Raw genomic sequence first — 23927 nt, forward strand, 5'->3', positions numbered from 1 at the left:
CACGCTGGCAGGCGCCCGGCAGGCCGGGCGCCCATCGGTCACGTGCGAAAACGGCTGACCAACTGATTCAACGTCTGCGACAACGCCGTCAACTGCTGCGCATCCTGGCGCGTGGAGTCGGCCAGGCTCGCCACCAACTGGGCATCCCCGTGAATCTGGCTGATATGCCGATTGATGTCTTCCGCCACTTGGTGCTGCTCTTCGGCGGCCGTGGCGATTTGCGTATTCATGTCGCGGATCACGTCCACCGACTCGCGAATCAAGCCAAAGCTGGCCCGTGCATCGTTGATCGACACCACCGTTTCCAGGGACACCTCCAGGCTGGCATGCATCTGCTTGCCCATCTGATGGGTGCGCCGCGCCAGGTTGCCCAGCAGCCCGTCGATCTCCCCGGTGGAGTCTGAGGTGCGCTTGGCCAAGGCCCGTACCTCGTCCGCCACCACGGCAAATCCACGGCCCTGCTCACCGGCCCGTGCGGCCTCGATGGCGGCGTTCAACGCCAGCAGGTTGGTCTGCTCGGCGATGGAGCGGATGGTGCCGAGGATGGACTGGATGTCGTTGCTGTCTTTTTCCAACTGCTCCATGGACTGCGCGCAGTGGCCGACTTCTTCGCTCAGGCGCCCGACGCTGCTCACCGCCGCGTCGATCTGCTGCTGGCCGGTGTGTGCCTGGCGCTGGCCGTTGTCGGCCGAGTCAGCCGCCTGGCTGCAGGAACGCGCGACTTCGTTGGAGGTGGCGACCATTTCGTGAAACGCCGTGGAGACCATGTCCACCGCTTCGCGCTGGCGTTCGGCGACCTCAGCCATTTCCACCGAGACTTCGGTGGCACTGCCGGAGCTGCTGTGGATCTGTGCGGCCGCCTGGCCTATGCGCTGGATCAGCATGCGGATGGCTTCAAGGAACTGGTTGAACCAGCCGGCGAGCTGCGCCGTCTCGTCGCGCCCTTTGACGGGCAGGCGCGCAGTCAGGTCGCCTTCGCCCTGGGCGATGCCTTCCAGCCCGCTGGCCACGCCGCGAATCGGCTTGACGATCAGCCCGGCAAACCAGGCGCCCACCACCGCAAACAACACAGCGCACACCAGCGCGATCGCCGCAATCAGCCAGGTGAGCCGCGCTGCGCCGGCCATCACTTCACTTTCCCGCACCACCCCGACAAACCGCCAGCCCAACGCCTTGGACGGCCAGACAAACGCCATGTAGCGTTCCCCGGCCAACTCGACCTGCACCAGGCCCTGGCCGGCCTCGCTCAGTTGCCGGTAACCCTCGCCCAACTCGCCGAGCTTCTTGAAGTTGTGGGACGGGTCATTCGGGTCCACCAGCACCGTGTTATTGGCTTCCATCAACATCAGGTAGCCGCTGTCACCCAGCTTGATCTGTTTGACCAGATCGGTCAGTTGCTTGAGGGAAACATCAATGTTCACCACCCCGCTCGCCTTGCCCTGGCGGTCGTTGAAGCTTTGCACCGTACTGACCAGCACCACGTCATCGGCGGCCCAGTAATAGGCCTCGGTGCGCAGGGTCTTGCCGGGTTGCGCCATGGCCGTCTTGTACCAGGGCCGAGTGCGCGGGTCGTAGCTTGCGAGTTTGGGATCGCCCGGCCAGAACACATAACCGCCGTCTTCGGTACCCAATGACAAGTAGGTGTAGGCCCCATGACTCTTGGCCAACCCCTCGAACAGCTTGAACAACTGCTGGTCACGTTCACCGGGCGCGACCTGCGCGGCATCGCTGGCCAGGTAGCGTTTCACGTCGCCATTGATGCCCTGCAACTGCGGGTGCGCGGCCAGATAAGCGACGTTCTGGCTGATGCCTTCGAAAAACAGCTGCATGGCGTTGTCGACCTGGCGAATCTCACGTTCGCTGCCGTCGATAAAGCCGTCCCGTGCCTCATGGCGCACGTTGAGGATGATCATCACCGCCACCAGAATAACCGGCAGGCTGGCGATCACCGCAAACGCCAGGATCAATTTTTGTTTTATGTTCATCGAGCTCGCTTTCCTTGTGAGGTAACTGTGCGACCGTTGGAGAGAAAAGTTTTGCGGATATTCCGTATTATGGTATACCAACAATCAATCCGCCGAACAGCCGTCATCACTGGCAAGCTTCACATTGGCGAGAGCACTTAAGGGCCCGCAGTCGACAGGCCGATCACAATAGATCCGAGGTAAGCGTCATGAAATTTTCCCTGTTCGTGCACATGGAACGCTGGGATGAAAGTGTCAGCCATCGCCAGTTGTTCGAAGACTTGACCGAACTGACCCTGATGGCCGAAGCCGGTGGTTTCAGCACCGTCTGGATTGGCGAACACCACGCCATGGAATACACCATCTCGCCCAGCCCGATGCCGCTGCTGGCTTACCTCGCAGCCAAGACCAGCACCATTCACCTGGGCGCGGGCACTATCATCGCGCCGTTCTGGCACCCGCTGCGGGTGGCCGGCGAATGCGCGCTGCTCGATGTGATCAGCAACGGACGCATGGAAGTCGGCCTGGCCCGTGGTGCCTACCAGGTCGAGTTCGACCGCATGGCCGGCGGCATGCCCGCCTCCAGCGGCGGCCAGGCCCTGCGCGAGATGGTCCCGGTGGTGCGTGCCTTGTGGAAAGGTGACTACGCCCACGAAGGTGACATCTGGAAATTCCCCACCTCCACCAGCGTGCCCAAGCCCATCCAGCAGCCCAACCCGCCGATGTGGATTGCCGCTCGCGACCCTGACTCTCACAACTTTGCAGTGGCCAACGGCTGCAACGTGATGGTCACCCCCTTGATGAAGGGCGACGAAGAAGTCCTAGACCTGAAGAACAAGTTCCAGGCCGCGCTGGACAACAACCCGGATGTGCCGCGCCCGCAACTGATGGTGCTGCGCCACACCCACGTGCACGCCGTGGACGACCCTGAAGGCTGGAAAGTCGGGGCCAAGGCCATCGCCCGGTTTTATCGCACCTTCGATGCCTGGTTCGGCAACAAGACCGTACCGGTCAACGGCTTCCTCGACCCGAGCCCGGAAGAAAAATTCGCCGGCCGCCCGGAGTTTGAACTGGAGAGCCTGCACAAGACCGCAATGATTGGCACGCCGGAAGAGATCATCCCGCGCATCCAGTATTACCAGTCCCTGGGGGTCGACGAGTTCAGCTTCTGGTGTGACAACAGCCTGCCCCACGCGGAGAAGAAAAAATCCCTTGAGCTGTTTATCAAGCACGTGGTGCCAGCATTTCGCTGAGGGTAATCCCTGAGCCGCACACCGCGCCGGCAAAAAAAACGCCACTCAATGAGTGGCGTTTTTCATACCCTGTTCAACGTCAAGACCCAGGCCCGGCTCGAAGCGCTACCCCACCCAACTGATCGCAGTCTTTGGGATCACCTCGGACTCATCCAGCTTGGAAGCAAACATGCTCACCGCCTCGACCGCATCGCTGGTGCCATTGCGAATCTGCAAAATCACCGAGCCGGCTTGATCGGCCAGGGTAACGCCGCGCTGCGCGCCTTCCTGGGTGGCATTCATGCTGACGACGGCGTCGCGTGTCTCGGCGAGTATCTTGCTGATCATCTCGGAAATTTCCGCCGTCGAACGACTGGTGCGCCCCGCCAGTTGCCTGACCTCGTCGGCAACGACTGCAAACCCGCGCCCTTGATCCCCCGCGCGGGCGGCCTCGATGGCCGCGTTGAGTGCCAGCAGGTTGGTCTGGTCGGCGATCCCGCGAATGGTGTTGACGATCGCCGTAATCTGCTCGGAGCGATCGCCCAGTTGCTCCACCAACCGCGCAGACGCACCGATATTGTCGGCAATTCGGCGCATCTCGCTGGCCGTCTCTTGAATGACCTGAGTGCCCTGCTCGGCAAACTTCTCAGTCTCGGCAGAGATATGGTAAGCCCGAGAGGCTCCGCGGGAATCGGCCTCGAATTTCTCGACCCGCTCGGTGATATCGCTGGCGAACTTGACGACCTTGGTTAACTGGCCGTCGGCGTCATAGACCGGGTTATAGCTTGCCTCCAGCCACACGACGCGGCCGTGCTTGCCGAGGCGCTTGAATTGCCCGCTGAAAAACTCACCCGCATTGAGGCGACGCCAGAAGTCCGAGTACTCACTGCTGTTAACAAGGCCGGGTTCGCAAAACAGGCGGTGATGCTTGCCCTGAAGTTCCGCCATCCCATAACCCATGACATTCAGAAAGTTTTCGTTGGCGACCAATACATTGCCGCTCAGGTCGAACTCGATCACCGCCATGGCCCGGTCCAGCGCCACGAGCTTGCTGCGGGTAGCGGCCTCCTGCGCCACTTTGTCGGTGACGACAAGCGCGTACTTGACGATCTTCAACACCTGGCCACGCTCATCCAGCACCGGGTTGTAACTGGCTTCCAGCCAGACCGTCTGCCCCTCTTTGTTGACCCGCTGAAACGTGCCGGAGACGAACTTGCCGGCCCGAAGCTCCGCCCAGAACTGGCTGTACGCCGCGCTGTTCGTCAACGCTGGCAAACAAAAGTCCCGGTGTGACTTTGCGCTCCATTCATCCGCGCGATATCCCAACGCCTGCAAGAAATTTTCGTTGGCGCGAAGCACCTTGCCGTTCAAGTCGAACTCGACCACGGCCATGGAGCGCTCAAGTGCAGCCATCAATCCTTTGTACCCTGCAACATCGGCCGTCCTGGCCGCCAGTTCCGTTTTTAACGTTTTATTGAACATGACGTACCCCTTCAGAGCAGTGGACTCTAAAGGCGCTATCGGCTGTCAGGCACGGAACTAAACACAGCCCGCTGACTTTTCATTTGACGTCAATTTAACGACTGCGCCACCGATGTTAAAATATGTTATTTGAAAAAATAACTTCACATAATCTGATCACTGGTGGATTATCAGGCCTACACGCAACACACCCTGACCACAGAACAGGAACCCCCATGAATAATAAAAACGTAGGCGTTATCGGACTGGGCGCGATGGGCCTGGGCATTGCCCGCTCGTTGCTGCGCAACGGCTTCAATGTGCATGCCTGTGACGTGCGCGAAGCCGTCACCCAACAGTTCGCCAGCGAGGGCGGCGTGGCCTGCAGTTCACCCGCCCATATGGCAGGTGAATGCGATGTGATCATCACCGTGGTGGTGAATGCCGAACAGACCGAGACCGTGTTGTTTGGCGAGCACTCCGCTGCCGCTGCATTGCGCCCGGGAAGCCTGGTGATTGGCTGCGCCACGGTGGCACCGACCTACGCCGTGGAGCTGGGCAAGCGCCTGGCCGATGCCGGGTTGCTGTACCTCGACGCCCCTATCTCCGGGGGTGCCGCCAAGGCCGCCGCCGGCGAAATGACCATGATGACGTCCGGCCCGACCGAGGCCTATGCCAAGGCTGACGACGTACTCGCGGGCATGGCCGGCAAGGTCTATCGCCTGGGCGACGTGCATGGCCTGGGCTCCAAGGTCAAGATCATCAACCAGTTGCTGGCGGGCGTGCACATTGCGGCCTCCGCCGAAGCGATGGCGCTGGGGCTGCGCGAAGGGGTCGACGCCGACGCCTTGTATGAGGTGATCACCCACAGCGCCGGCAATTCCTGGATGTTCGAGAACCGCGTGCCGCACATTCTCAAGGCCGATTACACGCCGTTGTCCGCCGTGGATATTTTCGTCAAGGACCTGGGCCTGGTGCTGGATACCGCACGCGCCAGCAAGTTTCCGCTGCCATTGTCGGCCACCGCTCACCAGATGTTCATGCAGGCCTCCAGCGCGGGGTTCGGGCGCGAGGACGATTCAGCCGTCATCAAGATTTTCCCGGGCATCGAACTGCCGGTTGCCAAGCCTGACTCCGTATAAGGACCGCTTCATGAACCGACCTGCCGCACGCCCTTTGCTGGGCTGCATCGCCGACGATTTCACCGGGGCCACCGACCTCGCCAACATGCTGGTGCGCGGCGGAATGCGTACCGTGCAGAGCATTGGCATCCCGAGCGACGAAGTCGCGGCCGGGCTGGACGCCGATGCCATCGTCATTGCCCTGAAATCCCGCACCCTGCCCGTTGCAGAGGCCGTCGTCGACTCATTGGCAGCCCTGGAATGGTTGCGCGCACAGGGTTGCGAGCAGATTTTCTTCAAGTACTGCTCCACGTTCGACTCAACCTCCGCCGGCAATATCGGCCAGGTCAGCGAAGCCCTGCTAAAGGCGCTGGGCGGTGATTTCACCCTCGCCTGCCCGGCGTTTCCGGAAAACGGCCGGACGATCTTCCGAGGCCACCTGTTCGTACACGACCAATTACTCAATGAGTCGGGCATGCAGCACCATCCGCTGACCCCGATGACCGATGCCAACCTGGTGCGCGTGCTGCAATCGCAAACCTCACGCACCGTCGGCCTGCTGCGCTACGACAGCATCGCCCAGGGCGTTGCGCAGGTGCGCGAGAAGATCGCCGAGCTGCGCGCCCAGGGTGTCGGCATGGCGGTTGCCGATGCCCTGTCCGACCAGGACCTTTATACCCTCGGCGCTGCCTGCGCCGACTTGCCGCTACTGACCGGCGGCTCGGGCCTGGCCCTGGGGCTTCCGGAAAACTTCCGCCGTGCCGGCAAGCTGCGCGACTTCGACCCGGCCTCGCTGCCAACGGTGGAAGGCGGCGAAGTGGTACTGGCTGGCAGTGCGTCGATCGCCACCAACGGTCAGGTAGCGGCCTGGATCGAAGCCGGGCGGCCGGCGCTGCGCATCGATCCACTGGCCCTGGCAGCCGGTGAGCCAGTGGTGGCAAACGCCGTGGCCTTTGCACGCCACCAGCCACACACCGTATTGATCTACGCCACCAGTACACCGGACGAGGTCAAGGCGGTCCAGCAGCAACTGGGCGTCGAGCGTGCCGGCGAGCTGGTGGAGAACGCTCTGGGCGCCATCGCCCAAGCCCTGCGCGACAGCGGTGTGCGGCGCTTTGTGGTGGCCGGCGGTGAAACCTCCGGCGCCGTGGTGAAAGCCCTCGGCGTGCACCTGTTGCAGATTGGCGCACAGATCGACCCCGGCGTGCCGGCCACGGTGAGCAACACTGCCGAGCCGCTGGCGCTGGCCCTCAAGTCCGGCAACTTCGGCGGCCGGGACTTTTTCGACAAGGCGCTGAAGCAATTGGCCGGAGGTGCGCAATGAGTCGCGAAAACGCTCTGCGCGAGGAGATTTGCACGGTCGGGCACAGCCTCTACCAGCGCGGGTTTACCGTGGGCAGCGCCGGCAATATCAGCGCCCGGCTCGATGACGGCTGGTTGATCACCCCCACCGACGCCTGCCTGGGGCGCCTGGACCCAACGACCATTGCCAAGGTCGACCTGGCGGGCAAATGGGTCTCGGGGGACAAGCCGTCGAAGACCCTGGCCCTGCATCGCCAGGTCTACGACCGCAACCCCGGGGTCGGTGGCGTGGTGCATACCCATTCCACGCACCTGGTGGCCCTGACGCTGGCCGGCGTGTGGAGCCAGGACGACATCCTGCCGCCGCTCACGCCGTATCAAGTGATGAAAGTCGGCCATATCCCGCTGATCAACTATCAGCGCCCCGGCGCACCCAATGTCGCCGAACAGGTGGCCCAACTGGCCAACCGTGTGCGCGGCGTGATGCTCGAGCGACTGGGCCCGGTGGTCTGGGAAAGCTCCGTGTCCAGGGCCAGCTATGCCCTGGAAGAACTCGAAGAAACCGCACGACTCTGGCTGATGAGCAACCCGCGACCGGCGCCACTGGACCAGGCCGCACTGGACGAACTGCGGGAGACGTTCGGCGCCCAGTGGTAGGCGCCGGGATTTACCCGCAACCCCTTGATGCACGCCTTCGCGACAAGGTTGCCACGCTGTCGCGACAACGTGCCTGAACAATAAAAACAACAGGACATTCCAGCATGACCCAGCCCTACTGCAGTGTTGACGCTTACCGTGTCACTCACCCTTCACACGTTCGACGCGACGGGTGGATGCGATGAGCCCGCTTATTCTGATGGCAACCGCCGGTCTCGGGATCGCGCTCCTGCTGTTCCTGGTCCTCAAATACAAGTTCCAGCCGTTTGTGGCGTTGATGCTGGTGAGCATCCTGGTGGCTCTGGTCGCCGGGGTGAAACCGGCCGACCTGGTCGCCACCATCGAAGGCGGGATGGGCAAGACCCTCGGCCACATCGCAATCATCATCGCCCTGGGCGCCATGATCGGGCGCATCATCGAGCTGTCCGGCGGCGCCGAGGCGCTGGCGAAAACCCTGATCGAACGCTTCGGCAACCGGCGCACACCGCTGGCGCTGACCATTGCCGGCTTCATCATCGGCGTGCCGGTGTTCTTCGAAGTGGGGGTGATCATCCTGATGCCGCTGGCGTACGGTGTCGCCCGCCGCGCGCGCAAACCGCTGCTGATGTTTGCCTTGCCGATGTGCGCGGCATTGCTCACGGTGCATGCGTTCCTGCCACCCCATCCGGGTGCCGTGGCGGCCGCCAGCCAATTGGGCGCCGACCTCGGCCGGGTACTGATGTTCGGGCTGCCGCTCACGGCATTCCTGTGCTACGTCGGCTACTGCGTGGCGGGGCGCATGACGCGGCGTTTCTACCCGATGTCCGATGATATCCGTGCAGAAGTGTACGGGCCGCACGTGACCAACGATGACCTGCGCGCCTGGCACGAAGGCAATGCCCGGAACGTCGAACAGGCTGCCGGCGCCGTCGCACACATGGGCCTGGAAGAATCCACCAGCAGCATCGTGGCCAAGCTGCCACCCGCCCCGGCGCCGGGTTTCGGGCTGATCGTCAGCCTGATCCTGTTGCCCATCATTCTGATTCTGCTGGGCACGCTGGCGACGTCATTGCTGCCCATCGAATCGACCCTGCGGGCGATCATGACCGTGCTCGGCGCACCGCTGGTGGCGCTTCTGCTCGACACCTTGCTGTGTGCCTGGTTACTCGGCTCCCGTCGCGGCTGGAGCCGTACCCAGGTGTCCGATGTGATCGGCTCGGCATTGCCCGGCGTGGCCATGGTGATCCTGATCGCGGGCGCCGGCGGTGTGTTCGGCAAGGTGCTGGTGGACACCGGGATTGGTGCAGTGGTCTCCGACCTGCTGCGCACCACCGGGCTGCCGGTGCTGGCGCTGGGCTTTTTGCTGACCATGCTGCTGCGCGCGGTGCAGGGTTCGACCACCGTGGCGCTGGTGACGACTGCGGGTATCATCAGCCCGTTGATCGCCACGCTCAACCTCACGCCCAACCATATGGCGCTGCTGTGCCTGGCCATGGGCGGTGGCGGGCTGGCGATGTCGCACATCAACGACGCCGGTTATTGGATTTTTACTAAACTGGCCGGGCTCAACGTGGCTGACGGCCTGCGCACCTGGACGGTGATCACCACCCTCCTGGGCACCCTGGGCTTCCTTATCACCCTGTTGATCTGGCCTTTTGTCTGATCGCTTTTACCAGGAGTTCACATGCCTCGCTTTGCTGCCAACCTGAGCATGCTCTACCCCGAACATCCGTTTCTGGAGCGCTTCGCCGCGGCCGCGGCCGATGGTTTTGAAGCGGTGGAATACCTCTTTCCCTATGAATACAGCCCACAGGAACTGCAACAACGCCTGACCGACAACGGCCTGGTACAAGCCCTGTTCAACGCGCCGCCCGGTGACTGGGCGGCGGGCGAGCGCGGCATCGTGACCTTGCCGGGTCGCGAGGACGAGTTTCGCGCCGGCTTCGACCGGGCGCTGGAATACGCGGCCGTGCTGGGCAATACCCGCGTCCACGTGATGGCCGGTTTGCTGCCGTCGGAAAGCGACCGTGCGCGTCACCATGGCGTGTACCTGGAGAACCTCGCCTACGCTGCCGCCCAGGCGCAGCAGGCCGGTATCACGGTACTGCTGGAACCGATCAACACCCGGGACATGCCGGGGTTTTTCCTCAACCGCCAGGACCAGGCACAGGCCATCTGCAAGGAAGTCGGCGCCAGCAACCTGAAAGTGCAGTTCGACTGCTATCACTGCCAGATCGTCGAGGGCGACCTGGCCGTCAAGCTGCGCCGCGACATGGGCGGCATCGGCCATATCCAGATTGCCGGCGTGCCTGACCGGCATGAGCCGAACCTTGGGGAGCTGAATTACCCTTACCTGTTCGAGCTGATCGACGAACTGGGGTATGACGGCTGGATAGGCTGCGAATACCGACCGCGCGGCGACACCTCGGCCGGCCTGCAATGGCTGCGGGACTGGAAGGCACGTTAAGCCAATGCGACCCTCCCCTGCGCGCCGCTCGCGCAGGGGCTCCCAGAACAAAAACAACAGGACACTTCCCATGCAGCGCTTCGCTTCCCGGCCCGCTATCGGGCTGCTGTTTTCGCTGATCGTTACCGGTTCCACTGTGAGCGCCGCGCCGTTGCCGGCCGCGACCGAAGGTGACTGGGTAGCCCCCGAGTTCACCTTCCATACCGGTGAAAAGCTCGCCAACCTGAAACTGCACTACATCACCCTTGGCAACCCGAAGCACCCGGCCATCCTCTACCTGCACGGCACCTATCGGCCCGGCAGTGATGTGTTGAGCAAGGATTTCGGTGGCGAACTGTTCGGCCCCGGGCAGCCGCTGGACGCCAGCAAGTACTACATCATTTCCACCGACGGGATTGGTGTCGGCCAATCGAGCAAACCCTCGGACGGCCTGCGCGCCAAATTCCCCGAATACAACTACACGGACATGGTCCAGGCCCAGTACCGGCTGGTCACCGAGGGCCTGGGGGTCAAGCACCTGCGGCTGATCATCGGCAACTCCATGGGCGGCATGCAGACCTGGATGTGGGGGCAGACCTGGCCACAGATGATGGACGCCCTGGTGCCTATGGCCTCACAACCCACCGAGATGTCGTCACGCAACTGGATGATGCGCCGGCTGCTGGTGGAGTCGATCAAACAGGACCCGGCCTGGAACAACGGCAACTACAGCGTGCAACCACCGTCCTTGCGCCTGGCGAATGCACTGTTCAGTGTCGGCACCAGCGGTGGCACCCTGGCCTATCAGGCGGCGGCGCCTACCCGGGCCCTGGCCGACAAGTTGGTGGATGAGCGCCTCAACGCGCCGCAAACCGGCGACGCCAATGACTTTATCTACCAGTGGCAATCATCGGCCGACTACGACGCAACGCCAGGCCTGGGCAAAATCCAGGCTCCGGTGCTGGTCATCAACTCGGCGGACGACGAACGCAACCCACCGGAAACCGGTCGCCTGGAAGCCTCGCTGCGGGAACTCAAGGATGCTCGGTTGCTGCTGATTCCGGCCAGCGCCGAAACCCGCGGCCACGGCACCACCGGCATGGCGAAATTCTATGCGAACGCGTTGGGGCAGTTCATGCAGCAGACCGAAAAAGCGCGCTAGGCCTGCTCGGGGTCGGACGGCAACATCAGTTCGACCCCTTGCTTGCGGATGCCGTCTGCCGCGGCGGGCGCCAACGCTGCATCACTGATGACGATATCGAACTGCTCAAGCCCGGCGATCTTGTACATGCTGAAGGTGCCGTACTTGGAACTGCTGGCCACCAGCACCACTTGCGACGCCGACTGCATGGCAACCTGCTTGACCTCCACCTTCAGCGCCGAAGGGGTGGTGATTCCACGCCGCAAGTCCCAGGAGCTGGTGGAGATGAAGGCGATGTCGGTGACCACCTGGCGCAGGGTGGCCACCGCCAGCCCGCCGACACACGAATGGTTGGAGTGATCCAACTGCCCACCCGTGTGAATCACCGTGACTTGCGGGGCGTCCATCAGCGCCTGCACCACGCCGAAGTCGTTGGTCACCACCGTCATGCCGGCGAGTGCCTTGATGTAAGGCACGATCTCCAGCGTGCTGGTGCCGGCGTCCAGGTAAACCGTCATGTCCGCACTCAGCAAACGCGCGGCAAGCCTGGCCATGGCTTGCTTTTGCGGCAACTCGACCACGGCCTTGAGCTGATGGCTCGGCTCGCTGTGAAGCTGACTGGCAATGCGCACCCCGCCGGTGACCGAATACGCCCGGCCTTCCTGTTCCAGCAACGCAATATCGCGCCGCACCGTCATGTGCGAGCAGTCGAACATCTCCATCAACTGATGAACACTCATCACTTGATGCTTGCGTAACTGACGCAGTATCAGCTCACGGCGCTGATCAGGAATCATCGGTGCGCCGCTCTCGGCGGTGATGTCCTTCTGGCTTGGCATTCAAGGCTCCAACGGATACGGCGGGTGGGGTTCGGGTGAACCACATAGTAGCGAATCCACTGCAGCCCGCGCGAGCCTGGCAGAAAAAGCAGTCGCCGCAAGACGCATGACCTGCGCTACTTCAACCGCCCCGCCTCACCCAGCCAGCCTGGCGCGCCGTTGTGCAACCACTCAGTGGCCGCGGGATTGTGTTTGATGCGGCTGTCCAGAAACGCCACGCCAATGGCCTGGATCGCAGCCACTTGCTTGGGGTCTGGCGCCGGCTCGCCTGCCATCGGGCTACCGCCACCGGGCCTGAAACCATGCTTGTGCCCTCGGCCTTTGGGGGCATCACCGGAGGCATCAGCGCCCTTGTCAGCCTTTTTTGCCGGTCGGCTGAACAGTTCGCTACCCGACAAGGTCTTGTGGGTCGCACTGTTCAACTCCAACTGGACACTGCCGGCCGCCGTCACCGACTCGCCCAACACTTCTCGCTGACGATAAGAACTGACCCAGTTGAACGGATCTTCATCCTGCTGCCCGGTCATCGACAGCACCGGCGCCGATATCCGGGCGAACCGGTCTGGCCGGGCATCGGCGTCCACATAAGGGCTGAGCAGCAACAGCGCCCTGGGCTGAATCGCGACGCCCGACGCAGCGCCAGGCTCCAGCGCGCCGGCGAGTGCTTCTGCGGTCTGTGTGCCTAAATCAAAGCCGGCCACCACCACCTGGTTCCAGTCGATGGCAGCCAGCTGCGGGTCACCTTTGGCGGCCCGCGCCCGAACCTCGGCCAGGACTTTCTGCAACGTAGACAGCCTGTCCCGCAAGGAGGCGGCGGAGTAATGACCGCTCGCCATCCCGCGAAAATCGCCATACAACGCCTGCTGCGAGGCGAACACCGACGGGTCATGGGCGTGCCCCTGAACCGACAGCACCCCATAGCCGGCCTGCGCCCACGCCTTGCGCCACGCCACCCCGCCCGAGGCCGACTCACCCAAACCGGGCAAGTAAATAATCAGCGGCAAGCGCTCATGGGTCACCGGCGCCAGCCACGCAACCTCCACCGCTTGCTGGTCGAACTGCCAGGTTGCGCCCCAGCCGGCGGTTTCGTAGCGGGACGGTTGATACGCGGTGCTCAGCTCTTTATTGACCCGCTCGCTGAATGCGGCTCGCGGGTTTGGCGGGTCGCCCGCGCAACCCGCGATCAATCCCAGGCTACCCACCAGGGCGCCCACAGCCAGCCAGTACCGAGGTTGAAGGTTCATTCGATGCACACCGTCGTTCAGATCAAGATGACTGGCAGCCTAACCGAGCCGCTGGCGAAGAAAGCACTCGCTCAGGTAAAGAATGGGTAAAGCGTGACGGCACGATGGCCCTCCTCGCGGGTCTTTGTTTTTATGAGAGCCAGAAAAACTTCAAGGAGACGCCCGTGAGCATCAAAGACCACCCCGAGGACTACCAGGATCTCAAGCGGGCCGTCGGCTTGCTGGAGTCCCCCTCCCTGACGGCCAGGCTGTCCGGCATGATCGGCTCCCCCATCGAAAGTGCGGTAAAGGCATTGCCCGCCGTGGTTTCAAAAAGGATCAACGGCGCTGTGGCAGCGGCACTGCAATCCTCCGCTGATGCAGCGCTGTGGAGCCTGGAGAACAACCCGAAAAAGTCCGCCTCGACCCGCTGGCACAAGGTTTATGCGGCAACCTCGGGCGCCATTGGCGGAGCCTTCGGTGTTGCGGCGTTGTTTATCGAGCTGCCGATCTCCACCACCATCATGATGCGCTCGGTGGCCGACGTAGCGCGCAGCGAGGGATTTGACCTGGCAGACTTTGCCACCAAGCAGGCGTGCATCGAAGTGTTTGCCATGGGCGGCGCCAGCCAGGCCGACGATGCCACCGAGACGGGCTACTACATCACCCGCAGTTTCACCACCCAGGCCATGCAACAGCTGTCGAAGGAACTCGCGGGGATCGCCGCCAAGCAGGGCTCAAAGGCCATCGGCAGCCTGTCGCCTGGGCAAGCCGGAAAATGGCTGGCGATCCTGATCGACAAAGTCGCGACACGTTTCGGCTTTACCATCTCCAGCAAGTTCGCGGCGCAGGCCGTTCCCGTGATGGGCGCCTTTACCGGGGCGACGATCAATGCCCTGTTCACCCATTTCTATCAGGACATGGCGCGGGGGCACTTCATCGTCAAACGGCTTGAAGAGAAATATGGTTTTGAGCAGATCAAGGAAGCGTACATGGCCATCAAGGCGGTGCCTCGGGTCAGCTAGAGACCGGGCCACTGGAATAAAAAAGGCAAAAAAAAGCGCCACTCAATGAGTGGCGCTTTTTAATATTTGGAGCGGGAAACGAGACTCGAACTCGCGACCCCGACCTTGGCAAGGTCGTGCTCTACCAACTGAGCTATTCCCGCGTCTTGGTGATGCGCATTCTATAGAATCCTCATCACCCGTCAACCCCTTGATTCAAAAAAGTTTTATTTCTTTTCAACCTCGGTGCGCAGATGCGGCCAGGCGGCGCGCAAATATTGCAGCATGGACCACAAGGTCAGGCCTGCGGCAATCAGCAGCAAGGCGTAGCCCAGCAGTACCCAGAAGGAGAAGTCCGACGGGTTGGCCAGCAGGATCACCAGGGCGAGCATCTGCGCCGCGGTTTTCCATTTGCCCATGTTGGACACGGCCACATGGGCACGGGCGCCGATTTCGGCCATCCATTCCCGCAGGGCCGAAACGACGATCTCACGACCGATGATCACGGCCGCCGGCAAGGTCAGCCAGAGGTTGCCGTGTTCCTGCACCAGCAGCACCAGGGCTACCGCTACCATCAGTTTGTCGGCCACCGGGTCGAGGAACGCGCCAAACGGCGTGCTCTGTTCCAGGCGGCGGGCCAGGTAGCCGTCCAGCCAGTCGGTGGCAGCCGCGAAGGCGAAGACCGAACTGGATGCCATGTAGCTCCATTCGTACGGCAGGTAAAACAGCAAAATGAAAATCGGAATGAGCAGGACGCGTAGTACGGTGATCAGATTAGGGATATTCATCGGCACAACTGGCTACGAGGTGAGAAGGCATTCTACTCGCTGTGCAGATTTGCATAAATCAACTCTGCGAGCTTTTTACTGATACCGGGAGCTTTGGCTATTTCTTCGATGCTGGCACGGGACAGCTCCTGCAAGCCACCAAAATGTTTTAACAGGTCACGCCGCCGTGTCGGCCCGACCCCTGCCACCCCTTCCAGGGTTGAGGTGCGCCGGGTTTTGCCACGCCGGGCACGGTGGCCGGTGATGGCGAAACGGTGGGCTTCGTCGCGGATCTGCTGGATCAGGTGCAGTGCCGGAGAGTCGCCCTTCAAGGTGAACTCATGCGCCGCATCATTCAAGTACAAGGTTTCGAAACCGGCCTTGCGGGTCGCACCCTTGGCCACGCCGAGCAGGATCAGGTCGGGGACGGCCAGTTCGTTGAGCACGTCGCGGGCCATGGACAGCTGACCCTTGCCGCCGTCCACCAGCAGAATGTCCGGCAGCTTGCCCTCGCCGTCCTTCAGTTTGCTGAAGCGGCGGGTCAGGGCCTGGTGCATCGCAGCGTAGTCATCGCCCGGGGTGACGCCTTCGATGTTGTAACGGCGGTAATCGGACTTGATCGGCCCTTCCGGCCCGAACACCACGCAGGAGGCCACGGTGGCCTCGCCGCTGGAGTGGCTGATGTCGTAGCACTCCAGGCGCTGGGGCGGTTCGTCGAGCTTGAGCACTTCGGCCAAGGCATCAAACCGTGCAGCGACGTGCTGGCGGTTGGCCAGGCGTGCGCCCAGGGCCTGTTCGGCGTTGGTCACTGCCAGCTGCTGCCAGCGGGCACGGGTGCCGCGCACGCGGTGGCTGATGTCCAGCTCGCGGCCTCGCAGTTCGTGAATCGCCTCGATCAGCGCGGGGAAGTCCTCGTGCACCACGTTGACGATCAACTCGCTCGGCAGGTCGCGCTCGGGGCTGCTGACGTAGTACTGGCCCAGGAACGCCGCCATGACTTCGGCGACCTCCTCTTCTATACCGGTCTGGGGGAAGAAGTTCTTGCTGCCCAGCACCCGCCCGCCCCGCACGCTGATCAGGTGCACACAGGCGCCGCCTGGGTTGACGAAGGCCGCGATGACATCGACGTCGCCGGTGCCGCCTTCCATGCTCTGCTGGTCCTGGACGCGGCGCAGCAGGGAAATCTGGTCACGCAGTTCTGCGGCGCGCTCGAAATCCAGGGTGCTGGCCGCTTGCTCCATGGCGCCGGACAATTCATCGGCCAGGGCATTGCTGCGACCTTCAAGGAACATCACCGAGTGACGCACGTCCTCGGCGTATTCCGCCGGCTCAACCAGGCCCACGCACGGCGCCTTGCAGCGTTTGATCTGGTATTGCAGGCACGGGCGGTTGCGGTTCTTGTAGAAACTGTCTTCGCACTGGCGCACGAAAAACGCCTTTTGCAGCAGGCTCAGGCTCTCGCGGATGGCGCCGGCGCTGGGGTAAGGCCCGAAATATTTGCCCTTCTGCTTCTTGGCACCGCGATGGATGCTCAGGCGCGGAAAGTCGCCGTCCGAGAGAAACACGTACGGGTAGGACTTATCGTCACGCAGCAGGATGTTGTAGGGCGGCCGCCATTCCTTGATCAGCGTCTGCTCAAGCAGCAGCGCCTCGGTTTCATTGGCGGTGATGGTGGTTTCGACCTGGGCGATACGCGCCACCAGCGCCGCAGTCTTCGGCGCCAGGCCCGTCTTGCGGAAGTAACTCGCCAGGCGGCTCTTCAGGTTCTTGGCTTTACCGACGTAGAGCAGGCGCGCTTCGCTGTCGAACATGCGATACACGCCGGGGCGGCCACTGCAGGTTGCAAGAAACGCACTCGGATCGAACAGGAATTTTATTTCAGGGGCTGTCATTTCAGGCGCTGGCGTCAACCATGCCGTGGCGTACCGCCAGCAGGGTCAGTTCAACATCACTGCTGATGGAAAGCTTTTCGAAAATCCGGTAACGGTAGGTGTTCACGGTTTTCGGCGACAGGCACAGCTTGTCGGAGATCGACTGGACTTTTTGGCAGCCGACAATCATCAAGGCGATCTGGATTTCCCGCTCCGACAGCGCATCGAACGGCGAGTCGCTGGTGGGCTGGAACGACTTGATCGCCAACTGCTGGGCAATCTGCGGACTGATGTAGCGTTGACCGGCAAACACCAGGCGAATGGCCTGGACCATTTCCGCCAGGCCCGCACCTTTTGTCAGATAGCCGGCAGCGCCCGCTTGTAGAAGCCGTGTAGGAAACGGATCTTCTTCACACACGGTGACTACCACGACTTTGATATCCGGATGGCTGCGCAACAACTTCGTAGTGGCGCCAAGACCGCCGATCCCGGGCATCTTGACGTCCATCAAAACCACGTCGGGCTTCAACTCCCGGGCCTTGATCAGGGATTCCTCCCCTGATTCGGCCTGGCCGACTACTTGCAGGCCATCGATGTCAGCCAGCATTCGTGTAATGCCTGTACGAACGAGATCATGGTCATCGACTACTAGCACCCTAATCAAGCAGACACCTCGCGATATGGTCTTATAGGTTGCTGAACACCTTAGCAAAAAACCAAGGCGCAGACCTAGCTGCAAGCGTCATATATATAGAGTTTCAATGCACAACAGACCGTCGCCGAACGGCTCGCGGCTTGATTTCCTGGGTAAAAGGTCAGGAATCCTGGGCCGAAGACCTGTTTTTTCCGTTGCTCAAGGCTGAATGCTCGGCCAACGTAGAGGTCAAGCGATGGATTGCGTCCTGGTCTTCCTTGAACATCGCCCGGTAGTTGCCCAGCACTTTCTCTTCAACCTGGCTGAGGTTTTCAAGTTGGGTTGGTGTTGGCGTGCCGGTTAACACGTACAGGATATCGACACCTTTTTCTGCCACGCGAGACAGGTAATCTGCCTTGGGCGCGCGACCGCCACTTTCATATTTACCCTGTGCGTTCGCCTCTACACCTCCTATTTCACCAAAACTTTTCTGCGACAGGCCGAGTCGCTCTCTTTCTTGCCTTAACCGGGAACCGATTCCACTCATTTGGATGTATGATCCTATTTGGCACACCCCAAGAGGTGACACACTCATCTCGTTTTACACAAACTTGAACGGTTTTGAACTATGCCCGGTATTCGCACTGCTGCACAAGCCAAGGCCTGGCTGGAACATCAAGGTAAGTCTGTTCAAGCGTTCGCCCGGGAACATGGCGTAGACCCGGCAACCACTTATCAAGTGCTCGCTGGGCGCAAAAAGGGACGGCGTGGAGAAGCTCACAAGGTGGCGGTCCTGTTGGGCATGAAGGACGGCATCATTATTCCAGGTGATGATGAAATCGTGAGGCAAGCGCAGGACGTCACGTCCTGAAGTCAGTATGCGCTTATTAAAACCAAGTGCCTGTTTTCCTGAAATCGGACAAATCCGCACCTGATCACGGGCGGCAATCGCGCTCCATGCGCCAGAAGCAATCCTCCGCACCCACGATTTCCAGGCCCTTGCGCTGATAGAGCCTGCGCGCCGGGTTGGTCTTGAAAACGGTCAACCGTAAAAGACCCAGCCCCTCGGCGCGCGCCTTATACACCATCTGCTCGATGACCCAGCCGCCCGCCCCTTGATGACGAAACGCCTCAAGGATGTGCAATTCGCGGATATACAGCGCCTTTGGGTCACGACTGACACTGATAAAACCCAGCACCTCGTTATCGCGACAGATCAGCCAATTCTCCCGACCGGCCCAGGCGGTATCAAACCCGGCATCAGACCACGAAAGATCGTATTGGCGATAATAGTTGCCCATGGCCTGATGGGTCAGGGTTCGGGCGAAGGCCAGGTGTTGGCTGGTCGCTGCCTGCAGTTGAAACGCCATGGGCCTGCGCTCCCTAAATCACCACCTGTTCCCCGTGCCACTGGCCGGCGGTGTTGCGACGTGCGATCACCAACGCATCGCCTACACCCGGGCTGGCGGCGATCAAACCGCCATCTGCGCCCCAGATTGCGCTGCGCCCGGCGCACGTCCAGCCACCGGATGGGCCGCCGTGATTGGCCATCAGTACCACCATCCCGTGCTCGGCCGCGTAGCCCTGAAGCAAGGTTGTGTCCGCAGCGTAGCCGCCTTCGCTGATCAGCACACCGGCGGCGTAGATATTCGCCCCCGCCTCGGCAGCGTGCCGGGGATGGCTGGCGTGGGAGAAATCTGCGCATACCGCCAGGGCGATCCGGTCGCCACCCCATTCAAGCGCCGCACCGCCGTGCCCCGCGGTAAACGCTACTTCTTCGCCAGGGTGCAGATGCTGCTTGGTGTACACCGCCAGCGAGCCGTCCGGGCCCAGCACCAACGCGCCGATCAACACGTCATTCGCCGCCCCTTGGCGAATCGGCATGCCCACCACGGCGGTGATGCGCAGCTCACGCGCCATCTCCCGCAGCGGCGCCAGCACTTCATCGTGCGGCGCAATCGCCAGCCCGGCGGCCAACGCCGGTTCATAGCCGGTCAGGGACAGCTCCGGAAACACCAGCAATTGCACACCGTGCGCCGCTGCGATGCGCATGAATGCCAAGTGATGCGCGATGTTGGCGGGCAAGTCGCCCGCAATGGAAACGGTTTGGGCAGCAGCAATCGTCAAGGCAGTCATGGTCGCATCCAGGCAATCATCGTGAGGTCCGTGCAGCATATCGAGACTTGGGTCATAGCCGTAAGTACCCAGCCTCGATAGAAATTACTGATTGAATCCGCCCACTCGCCTCAGTTAAGCTCCACCCATCATTTGGAGACACACCATGTTGCAACTCACCCACACTCAGGTTTGCCCTGCTGCCAGCGCCCAGCGCTCGGTCGTGGCTGCCCGTGTGAGCGGTTTGAGCGCACTGGTCAGCTTTTATTTTGGGTATTGGTTTAGCCACTGGCGCGCCTGATACCTGAAATCGGCGCCCACTACTCAAGGGGTCGCCTACCAGAGAAATCTAAACCCCCGGTCGGCTCCCCGACCGGGGGTTTTGTTTTTTCAGCCCTTATTATTTTTGCCACACATCGAACACTTAAAGGACTCACGACATGAACTACGCCACCTATTACCGCTACGACACCTCCACCGCCTGGCGATTTAGCAAGCTCCGTTCGGGACAGCCTGCCGCCTCCGATCGGTCACCTATTGGTGGCAAGCCAACACACGTAGCCAATACGGCCAATTGTCGAACACCCCAGTAGGGCCGAGCGTGCGGGAACAGCCCGCCGCTTGCCCAGGAAGCCAGAATATGAACTCTTCGATCGCCGCTCTGCCTGTTTCTACCCTGTCCTGCGCCAATGAAGCGCTGACCCAGCGTTTGCCCAGTTCTCTGGAGCTCAAGCACCAACTGCCCCTGAGCCCGTTCCTCAACGAACAAATCCACGCCCATCGCCAAGCCGTGCGCGCCATCCTCAAGGGCGAAGATTCACGCCTGCTGGTGATCGTCGGCCCGTGCTCGATCCACGACCCGGAATCGGCCATGGAATACGCCCGCAACCTGAAAAAACTGGCCCATGAAGTCAGTGACCAGATGCTGCTGGTGATCCGCGCCTACGTCGAAAAACCCCGCACCACCATCGGTTGGAAAGGCCTGGCCTACGACCCGCGCCTGGATGGCAGCGACGACATGGCCGCCGGCCTGACCCTGTCCCGGGAACTGATGCGCGAAATGCTGCGCCTGGGCTTGCCGGTCGCCACCGAGTTGCTGCAACCGATGGCTGCCGGCTACTTCGATGACCTGCTGAGCTGGGTCGCCATTGGCGCACGCACCACCGAATCGCAGATCCACCGCGAAATGGCCAGCGGCCTCGGCATGCCGGTGGGCTTCAAGAACGGCACCGACGGCGGCGTCGCCATCGCCTGTGACGCCATGCGCTCCGCCGCTCACCCGCACCGCCACTTCGGTGTCGACAGCCAGGGGCATCCGGCGATCATTCAGACCCCGGGCAACCCCGACACACACCTGGTGTTGCGCGGCGGCCACCGTGGGCCGAACTACGATCGCCAGAGCGTGGCCCAGGTTCACGCCGACCTGGCCAAGAGCAAAGTCGCACCACGGATCATGGTCGACTGCAGCCACGCCAACAGTGGCAAAGACCCGCTGCGCCAACCGGCGGTGTTCAACGACGTGCTGGAGCAGCGCTTGCAGGGCGACACCTCGCTGATCGGCATGATGATCGAAAGCCACCTGTTCGAAGGCTGCCAACCGTTGAGCCCGTCAATGAAATACGGCGTGTCGATCACCGACGGCTGCCTGGGCTGGGACGGCACCGAGCAGTTGCTGCGCAGTGCTGCCGAGCGGTTGCGGGCACAGAGTCCCGCCTGACAATGAAGATCAAATGTGGGAGCGGGCTTGCTCGCGAATGCGGTGGTTCAGCCAGCACATGCATCAACTGACACACCGCTTTCGCGAGCAAGCCCGCTCCCACACTGGATCTTCACTGAGTTGAGGGCAGTGGATACAGCGCCTCATCAAACTGCTCCAATTTGGGAAACACCAACGGCTGGTCATCCGCCAGCCCTTCCAGTCGCCGCTGGTAGCTGTGCAGGAATTCCTGCCGGGCCTCGGCGCTGATATACGGCACATGCCACGCCACAAACGGCTCCAGCACCTCAAACCCGACGTACGCCAGCGTGCCACGCAGAATCGGTCGAAGCATGTCCTCCAAAGGCCCATGAATCGCACCCTCGCCAAACATATGCTCGCGCCCGCCGAGGGTGACGGTGACCAGCGCTTTCTTGCCAGCGAGCCCACCCTGGTCATAAAACCGCTTGCCGCCGTAGCACACGCCCGACACCAGCACCCGGTCAATCCAGCCCTTGAGCATGGCCGGCGCCGAGAACCAGAAGATCGGGAAGTTGAGGATCAGCAGATCGGCCCACAGCAGCTTGTCCAACTCTTGCTGAATATCCGCCGCGATGGACTGGCTTTTCACCCCCAGTCGCTGCTCCAGCGCGTACACCAGGTACTCGGGATTCTCCCGCGAGGTGAAGTCCGAGGCACTGGCCACCGGGTTCCAGTTCATCGCGTACAAATCGCTGACCTGCACCTCATGCCCCTGCGCCTGCAGGGTGGAAATCGCCTGGTCACGCAAGGCCGCGGTAAACGACTGCGGCTCGGGATGGGCATGCACAATCAACACCTTCATAAAAACTCCTCAAGAAGTAAGCGCGGCCCGTTCGGCCAGCAAATGGTCGAGCCAGTCGGGGTCCATTTCCGGCTCCGATGAAAACAGCAGGCCGGTGTAGTCCTGATACGGCGGGGTGAAGATCGCGCTGCGGCTGCCCTGGTCCACCACCCTTCCGCGCTGCATCACCACCACTTCGTCGGCGATGGCGCGCACGGTCGCCACGTCATGGGTGATAAACAGGTAGGCCACGCCCAACTGCTGCTGGATCCGGTTGAGCAGCTTCAGCACACCTTCGGCCACCAGTTGATCAAGGGCGGAGGTCACTTCATCGCAGATGATCAGTTGCGGGTCGGCCGCCAGGGCGCGGGCAATGCAAATCCGCTGCTTCTGGCCACCGGACAATTCACGTGGCTGACGCTCCATGAACGTGGCCGGGTCCAGCTCGATCATCTCCAGCAATTCGGCGACCCGGGCGCGCATGGCCTTGCCCTTGAGGCCAAGGTAGAAGGTCAGCGGCCGGCCGATGATGTCGACGATGCGTTGGCGCGGGTTCAGCGCGGTGTCCGGGATCTGGTAGATCATCTGGATCCGCCGTAACTGCTCCTTGCTGCGCCGACGAAAATCCGCCGGCAACGCTTCACCGTCATACAGCACCTGCCCGGCGGTGGCTGGCAGCAGCCCGGTGATCAGCCGGGCCGTGGAGCTTTTGCCGCTGCCGGACTCACCGATCACCGCCAGCGTCTGGCCGCGATACAGGCTCATCGACACGTCGTGCAGCACCGGCTGATGCCCATAGCTGGCGCACACCTGGCGCACTTCCAGCAAAGGCACCTGCTGCTCGGGGCAGGCCTTGGGCTCGGTGCGAAAACTGCGCACCGCCCACAGGGATTTGGTGTAGTCCTGCTGCGGCGCGCTGAGCATGGTGCGGGTCTCGGCCTCCTCCACCAGCTTGCCGTGGCGCAACACCATGATGCGGTCGGCCATCTGCGCAACCACCGCCAGGTCATGGCTGATATACAGCGCGGCGCTGCCGAAGGTTTTCACCGCATCGCGGATCGCCGCCAGCACCTCGATCTGGGTGGTGACGTCGAGGGCCGTGGTGGGTTCGTCGAAGATGATCAGGTCGGGGTGACAGGCCATCGCCATGGCGGTCATCACCCGTTGCAGTTGCCCACCGGACACCTGATGGGGATACCGCTGGCCGATGGTTTCCGGATTGGGCAGGCGCAGCACACGGTACAACTCCACCGCCTCGCGTTCGGCCTCGGCACGGCTGATGCCACCGTTGATCACGGCGGTTTCCACATGCTGGTCAATCAGCCGGTGGGCCGGGTTGAACGACGCGGCAGCACTTTGCGCAACGTAGGCAATGCGCAGCCCCCGCAGCTTGCGCAAGGCTTCAGGCTTGGCCTGCAACAGTTGAATGCCGTCAAAGCACACCGAACCGCCGGTGATGCGGCAACCATCCCGGGCAAACCCCATGGCCGCCAGGCCCAAGGTTGATTTACCCGCGCCGGACTCTCCAATCAATCCCAGCACCTCGCCCCGCTGCAAGGTCAGGTCGATGCCCTTGATCAGCGGATGCCAGGCCTCTTCATAATGCCCTTCGATCTGCAGGTTGCGGATTTCCAGCAATGGCTTGTCCATCC

Annotated in this window: 22 protein-coding genes and 1 tRNA gene; 10 read left to right on the top strand and 13 right to left on the bottom strand. The window is 62.0% G+C overall.

All coding sequences use genetic code 11. From position 1 onward, the window contains the following. Nucleotides 1-38: 38 nt before the first annotated feature. Nucleotides 39-1985, bottom strand: a complete 1947-nt coding sequence (locus P3C29_RS23160) for a methyl-accepting chemotaxis protein (RefSeq protein ID WP_275965555.1) — start codon at nt 1983-1985, stop codon at nt 39-41. Between the two features lie 188 nt (nt 1986-2173). On the opposite strand from P3C29_RS23160, the gene P3C29_RS23165 reads away from it, so the two are divergent. Next, nucleotides 2174-3217, top strand: coding sequence for an LLM class flavin-dependent oxidoreductase (locus P3C29_RS23165; protein WP_275965556.1), 1044 nt, complete (start codon nt 2174-2176; stop codon nt 3215-3217). Between the two features lie 105 nt (nt 3218-3322). On the opposite strand, the gene P3C29_RS23170 is transcribed toward P3C29_RS23165, so the two are convergent. Continuing rightward, entirely contained in the window at nt 3323-4678 is a 1356-nt protein-coding gene (locus P3C29_RS23170; protein WP_275965557.1) for a PAS domain-containing methyl-accepting chemotaxis protein, read from the bottom strand. Between the two features lie 122 nt (nt 4679-4800). Between P3C29_RS23170 and ltnD the strand changes: the two genes are divergently transcribed. The 6 genes from ltnD (at nt 4801) to P3C29_RS23200 (ending at nt 11324) form a co-directional block, all read left to right on the top strand. Then, the gene (gene ltnD, locus P3C29_RS23175; RefSeq protein ID WP_274610272.1) at nt 4801-5799 is read left to right on the top strand and encodes an L-threonate dehydrogenase; all 999 of its coding nucleotides are present in this window, start codon (nt 4801-4803) and stop codon (nt 5797-5799) included. Between the two features lie 10 nt (nt 5800-5809). Beyond that, complete coding sequence (gene otnK, locus P3C29_RS23180) at nt 5810-7102, top strand: 3-oxo-tetronate kinase (RefSeq protein WP_275965558.1); 1293 nt, start codon at nt 5810-5812, stop codon at nt 7100-7102. Next, on the top strand, nt 7099-7737 hold the full coding sequence (locus P3C29_RS23185; RefSeq protein WP_275965559.1) for an aldolase: 639 nt from the start codon (nt 7099-7101) through the stop codon (nt 7735-7737). The genes otnK and P3C29_RS23185 overlap by 4 nt, the downstream gene beginning before the upstream one ends. Nucleotides 7738-7918: 181 nt before the next feature. After that, nucleotides 7919-9379: an SLC13 family permease gene (locus tag P3C29_RS23190; RefSeq protein ID WP_201123131.1), complete on the top strand. Its 1461-nt coding sequence runs from the start codon at nt 7919-7921 to the stop codon at nt 9377-9379. A 21-nt stretch (nt 9380-9400) separates the two neighbouring features. Further along, complete coding sequence (gene otnI / locus P3C29_RS23195; RefSeq protein ID WP_169387945.1) at nt 9401-10183, top strand: 2-oxo-tetronate isomerase; 783 nt, start codon at nt 9401-9403, stop codon at nt 10181-10183. Nucleotides 10184-10253: 70 nt separating this feature from the next. After that, nucleotides 10254-11324 carry an alpha/beta fold hydrolase gene (locus P3C29_RS23200; protein ID WP_201123127.1) on the top strand — a complete coding sequence of 357 codons (1071 nt, stop codon included), beginning with the start codon at nt 10254-10256 and terminating at the stop codon, nt 11322-11324. Here the strand turns inward: P3C29_RS23200 and P3C29_RS23205 are convergent. Both P3C29_RS23205 and P3C29_RS23210 read right to left on the bottom strand, forming a co-directional pair. Beyond that, nucleotides 11321-12142: a DeoR/GlpR family DNA-binding transcription regulator gene (locus P3C29_RS23205; protein WP_275965560.1), complete on the bottom strand. Its 822-nt coding sequence runs from the start codon at nt 12140-12142 to the stop codon at nt 11321-11323. The genes P3C29_RS23200 and P3C29_RS23205 overlap by 4 nt on opposite strands. Nucleotides 12143-12258: 116 nt before the next feature. Continuing rightward, a complete protein-coding gene (locus P3C29_RS23210; RefSeq protein WP_275965561.1) occupies nt 12259-13386 on the bottom strand; it encodes an alpha/beta hydrolase in 1128 nt (375 codons plus the stop codon). Between the two features lie 164 nt (nt 13387-13550). Here P3C29_RS23210 and P3C29_RS23215 point away from each other — a divergent pair, with 164 nt between their 5' ends. Next, complete coding sequence (locus P3C29_RS23215) at nt 13551-14390, top strand: EcsC family protein (protein WP_178120991.1); 840 nt, start codon at nt 13551-13553, stop codon at nt 14388-14390. 67 nt (nt 14391-14457) lie between these two features. Here P3C29_RS23215 and P3C29_RS23220 read toward each other — a convergent pair. From P3C29_RS23220 to P3C29_RS23240, 5 genes are all read right to left on the bottom strand, one after another. Beyond that, nucleotides 14458-14533 (bottom strand) — tRNA-Gly (locus tag P3C29_RS23220). Nucleotides 14534-14596: 63 nt separating this feature from the next. Next, entirely contained in the window at nt 14597-15157 is a 561-nt protein-coding gene (pgsA, locus tag P3C29_RS23225) for a CDP-diacylglycerol--glycerol-3-phosphate 3-phosphatidyltransferase (protein WP_003208929.1), read from the bottom strand. Nucleotides 15158-15189: 32 nt separating this feature from the next. Then, the gene (uvrC, locus tag P3C29_RS23230) at nt 15190-17013 is read right to left on the bottom strand and encodes an excinuclease ABC subunit UvrC (RefSeq protein WP_085989921.1); all 1824 of its coding nucleotides are present in this window, start codon (nt 17011-17013) and stop codon (nt 15190-15192) included. A gap of 16 nt (nt 17014-17029) precedes the next feature. After that, on the bottom strand, nt 17030-17671 hold the full coding sequence (gene uvrY / locus P3C29_RS23235; RefSeq protein ID WP_008436066.1) for a UvrY/SirA/GacA family response regulator transcription factor: 642 nt from the start codon (nt 17669-17671) through the stop codon (nt 17030-17032). 151 nt (nt 17672-17822) lie between these two features. Next, nucleotides 17823-18188 carry a helix-turn-helix transcriptional regulator gene (locus P3C29_RS23240; protein ID WP_201123123.1) on the bottom strand — a complete coding sequence of 122 codons (366 nt, stop codon included), beginning with the start codon at nt 18186-18188 and terminating at the stop codon, nt 17823-17825. An 81-nt stretch (nt 18189-18269) separates the two neighbouring features. Between P3C29_RS23240 and P3C29_RS23245 the strand changes: the two genes are divergently transcribed. Then, nucleotides 18270-18512, top strand: a complete 243-nt coding sequence (locus P3C29_RS23245) for a DNA-binding protein (RefSeq protein WP_275965562.1) — start codon at nt 18270-18272, stop codon at nt 18510-18512. A 64-nt stretch (nt 18513-18576) separates the two neighbouring features. On the opposite strand, the gene P3C29_RS23250 is transcribed toward P3C29_RS23245, so the two are convergent. Continuing rightward, nucleotides 18577-19011 (bottom strand): GNAT family N-acetyltransferase, encoded by a 435-nt coding sequence (locus tag P3C29_RS23250; protein ID WP_201123121.1) that lies wholly within the window; start codon nt 19009-19011, stop codon nt 18577-18579. Between the two features lie 13 nt (nt 19012-19024). Beyond that, complete coding sequence (locus P3C29_RS23255) at nt 19025-19777, bottom strand: carbon-nitrogen hydrolase family protein (RefSeq protein ID WP_275965563.1); 753 nt, start codon at nt 19775-19777, stop codon at nt 19025-19027. Between the two features lie 619 nt (nt 19778-20396). Between P3C29_RS23255 and P3C29_RS23260 the strand changes: the two genes are divergently transcribed. Next, a complete protein-coding gene (locus tag P3C29_RS23260) occupies nt 20397-21473 on the top strand; it encodes a 3-deoxy-7-phosphoheptulonate synthase (protein ID WP_275965564.1) in 1077 nt (358 codons plus the stop codon). A 112-nt stretch (nt 21474-21585) separates the two neighbouring features. On the opposite strand, the gene P3C29_RS23265 is transcribed toward P3C29_RS23260, so the two are convergent. Both P3C29_RS23265 and P3C29_RS23270 read right to left on the bottom strand, forming a co-directional pair. Next, on the bottom strand, nt 21586-22296 hold the full coding sequence (locus tag P3C29_RS23265; protein WP_010173699.1) for an NAD(P)H-dependent oxidoreductase: 711 nt from the start codon (nt 22294-22296) through the stop codon (nt 21586-21588). Nucleotides 22297-22305: 9 nt separating this feature from the next. After that, nucleotides 22306-23925, bottom strand: a complete 1620-nt coding sequence (locus P3C29_RS23270) for an ABC transporter ATP-binding protein (RefSeq protein WP_275965565.1) — start codon at nt 23923-23925, stop codon at nt 22306-22308. Nucleotides 23926-23927 lie beyond the last annotated feature (2 nt).

It is taken from the genome of Pseudomonas sp. 1912-s (assembly GCF_029269205.1).
GTDB lineage: Bacteria > Pseudomonadota > Gammaproteobacteria > Pseudomonadales > Pseudomonadaceae > Aquipseudomonas.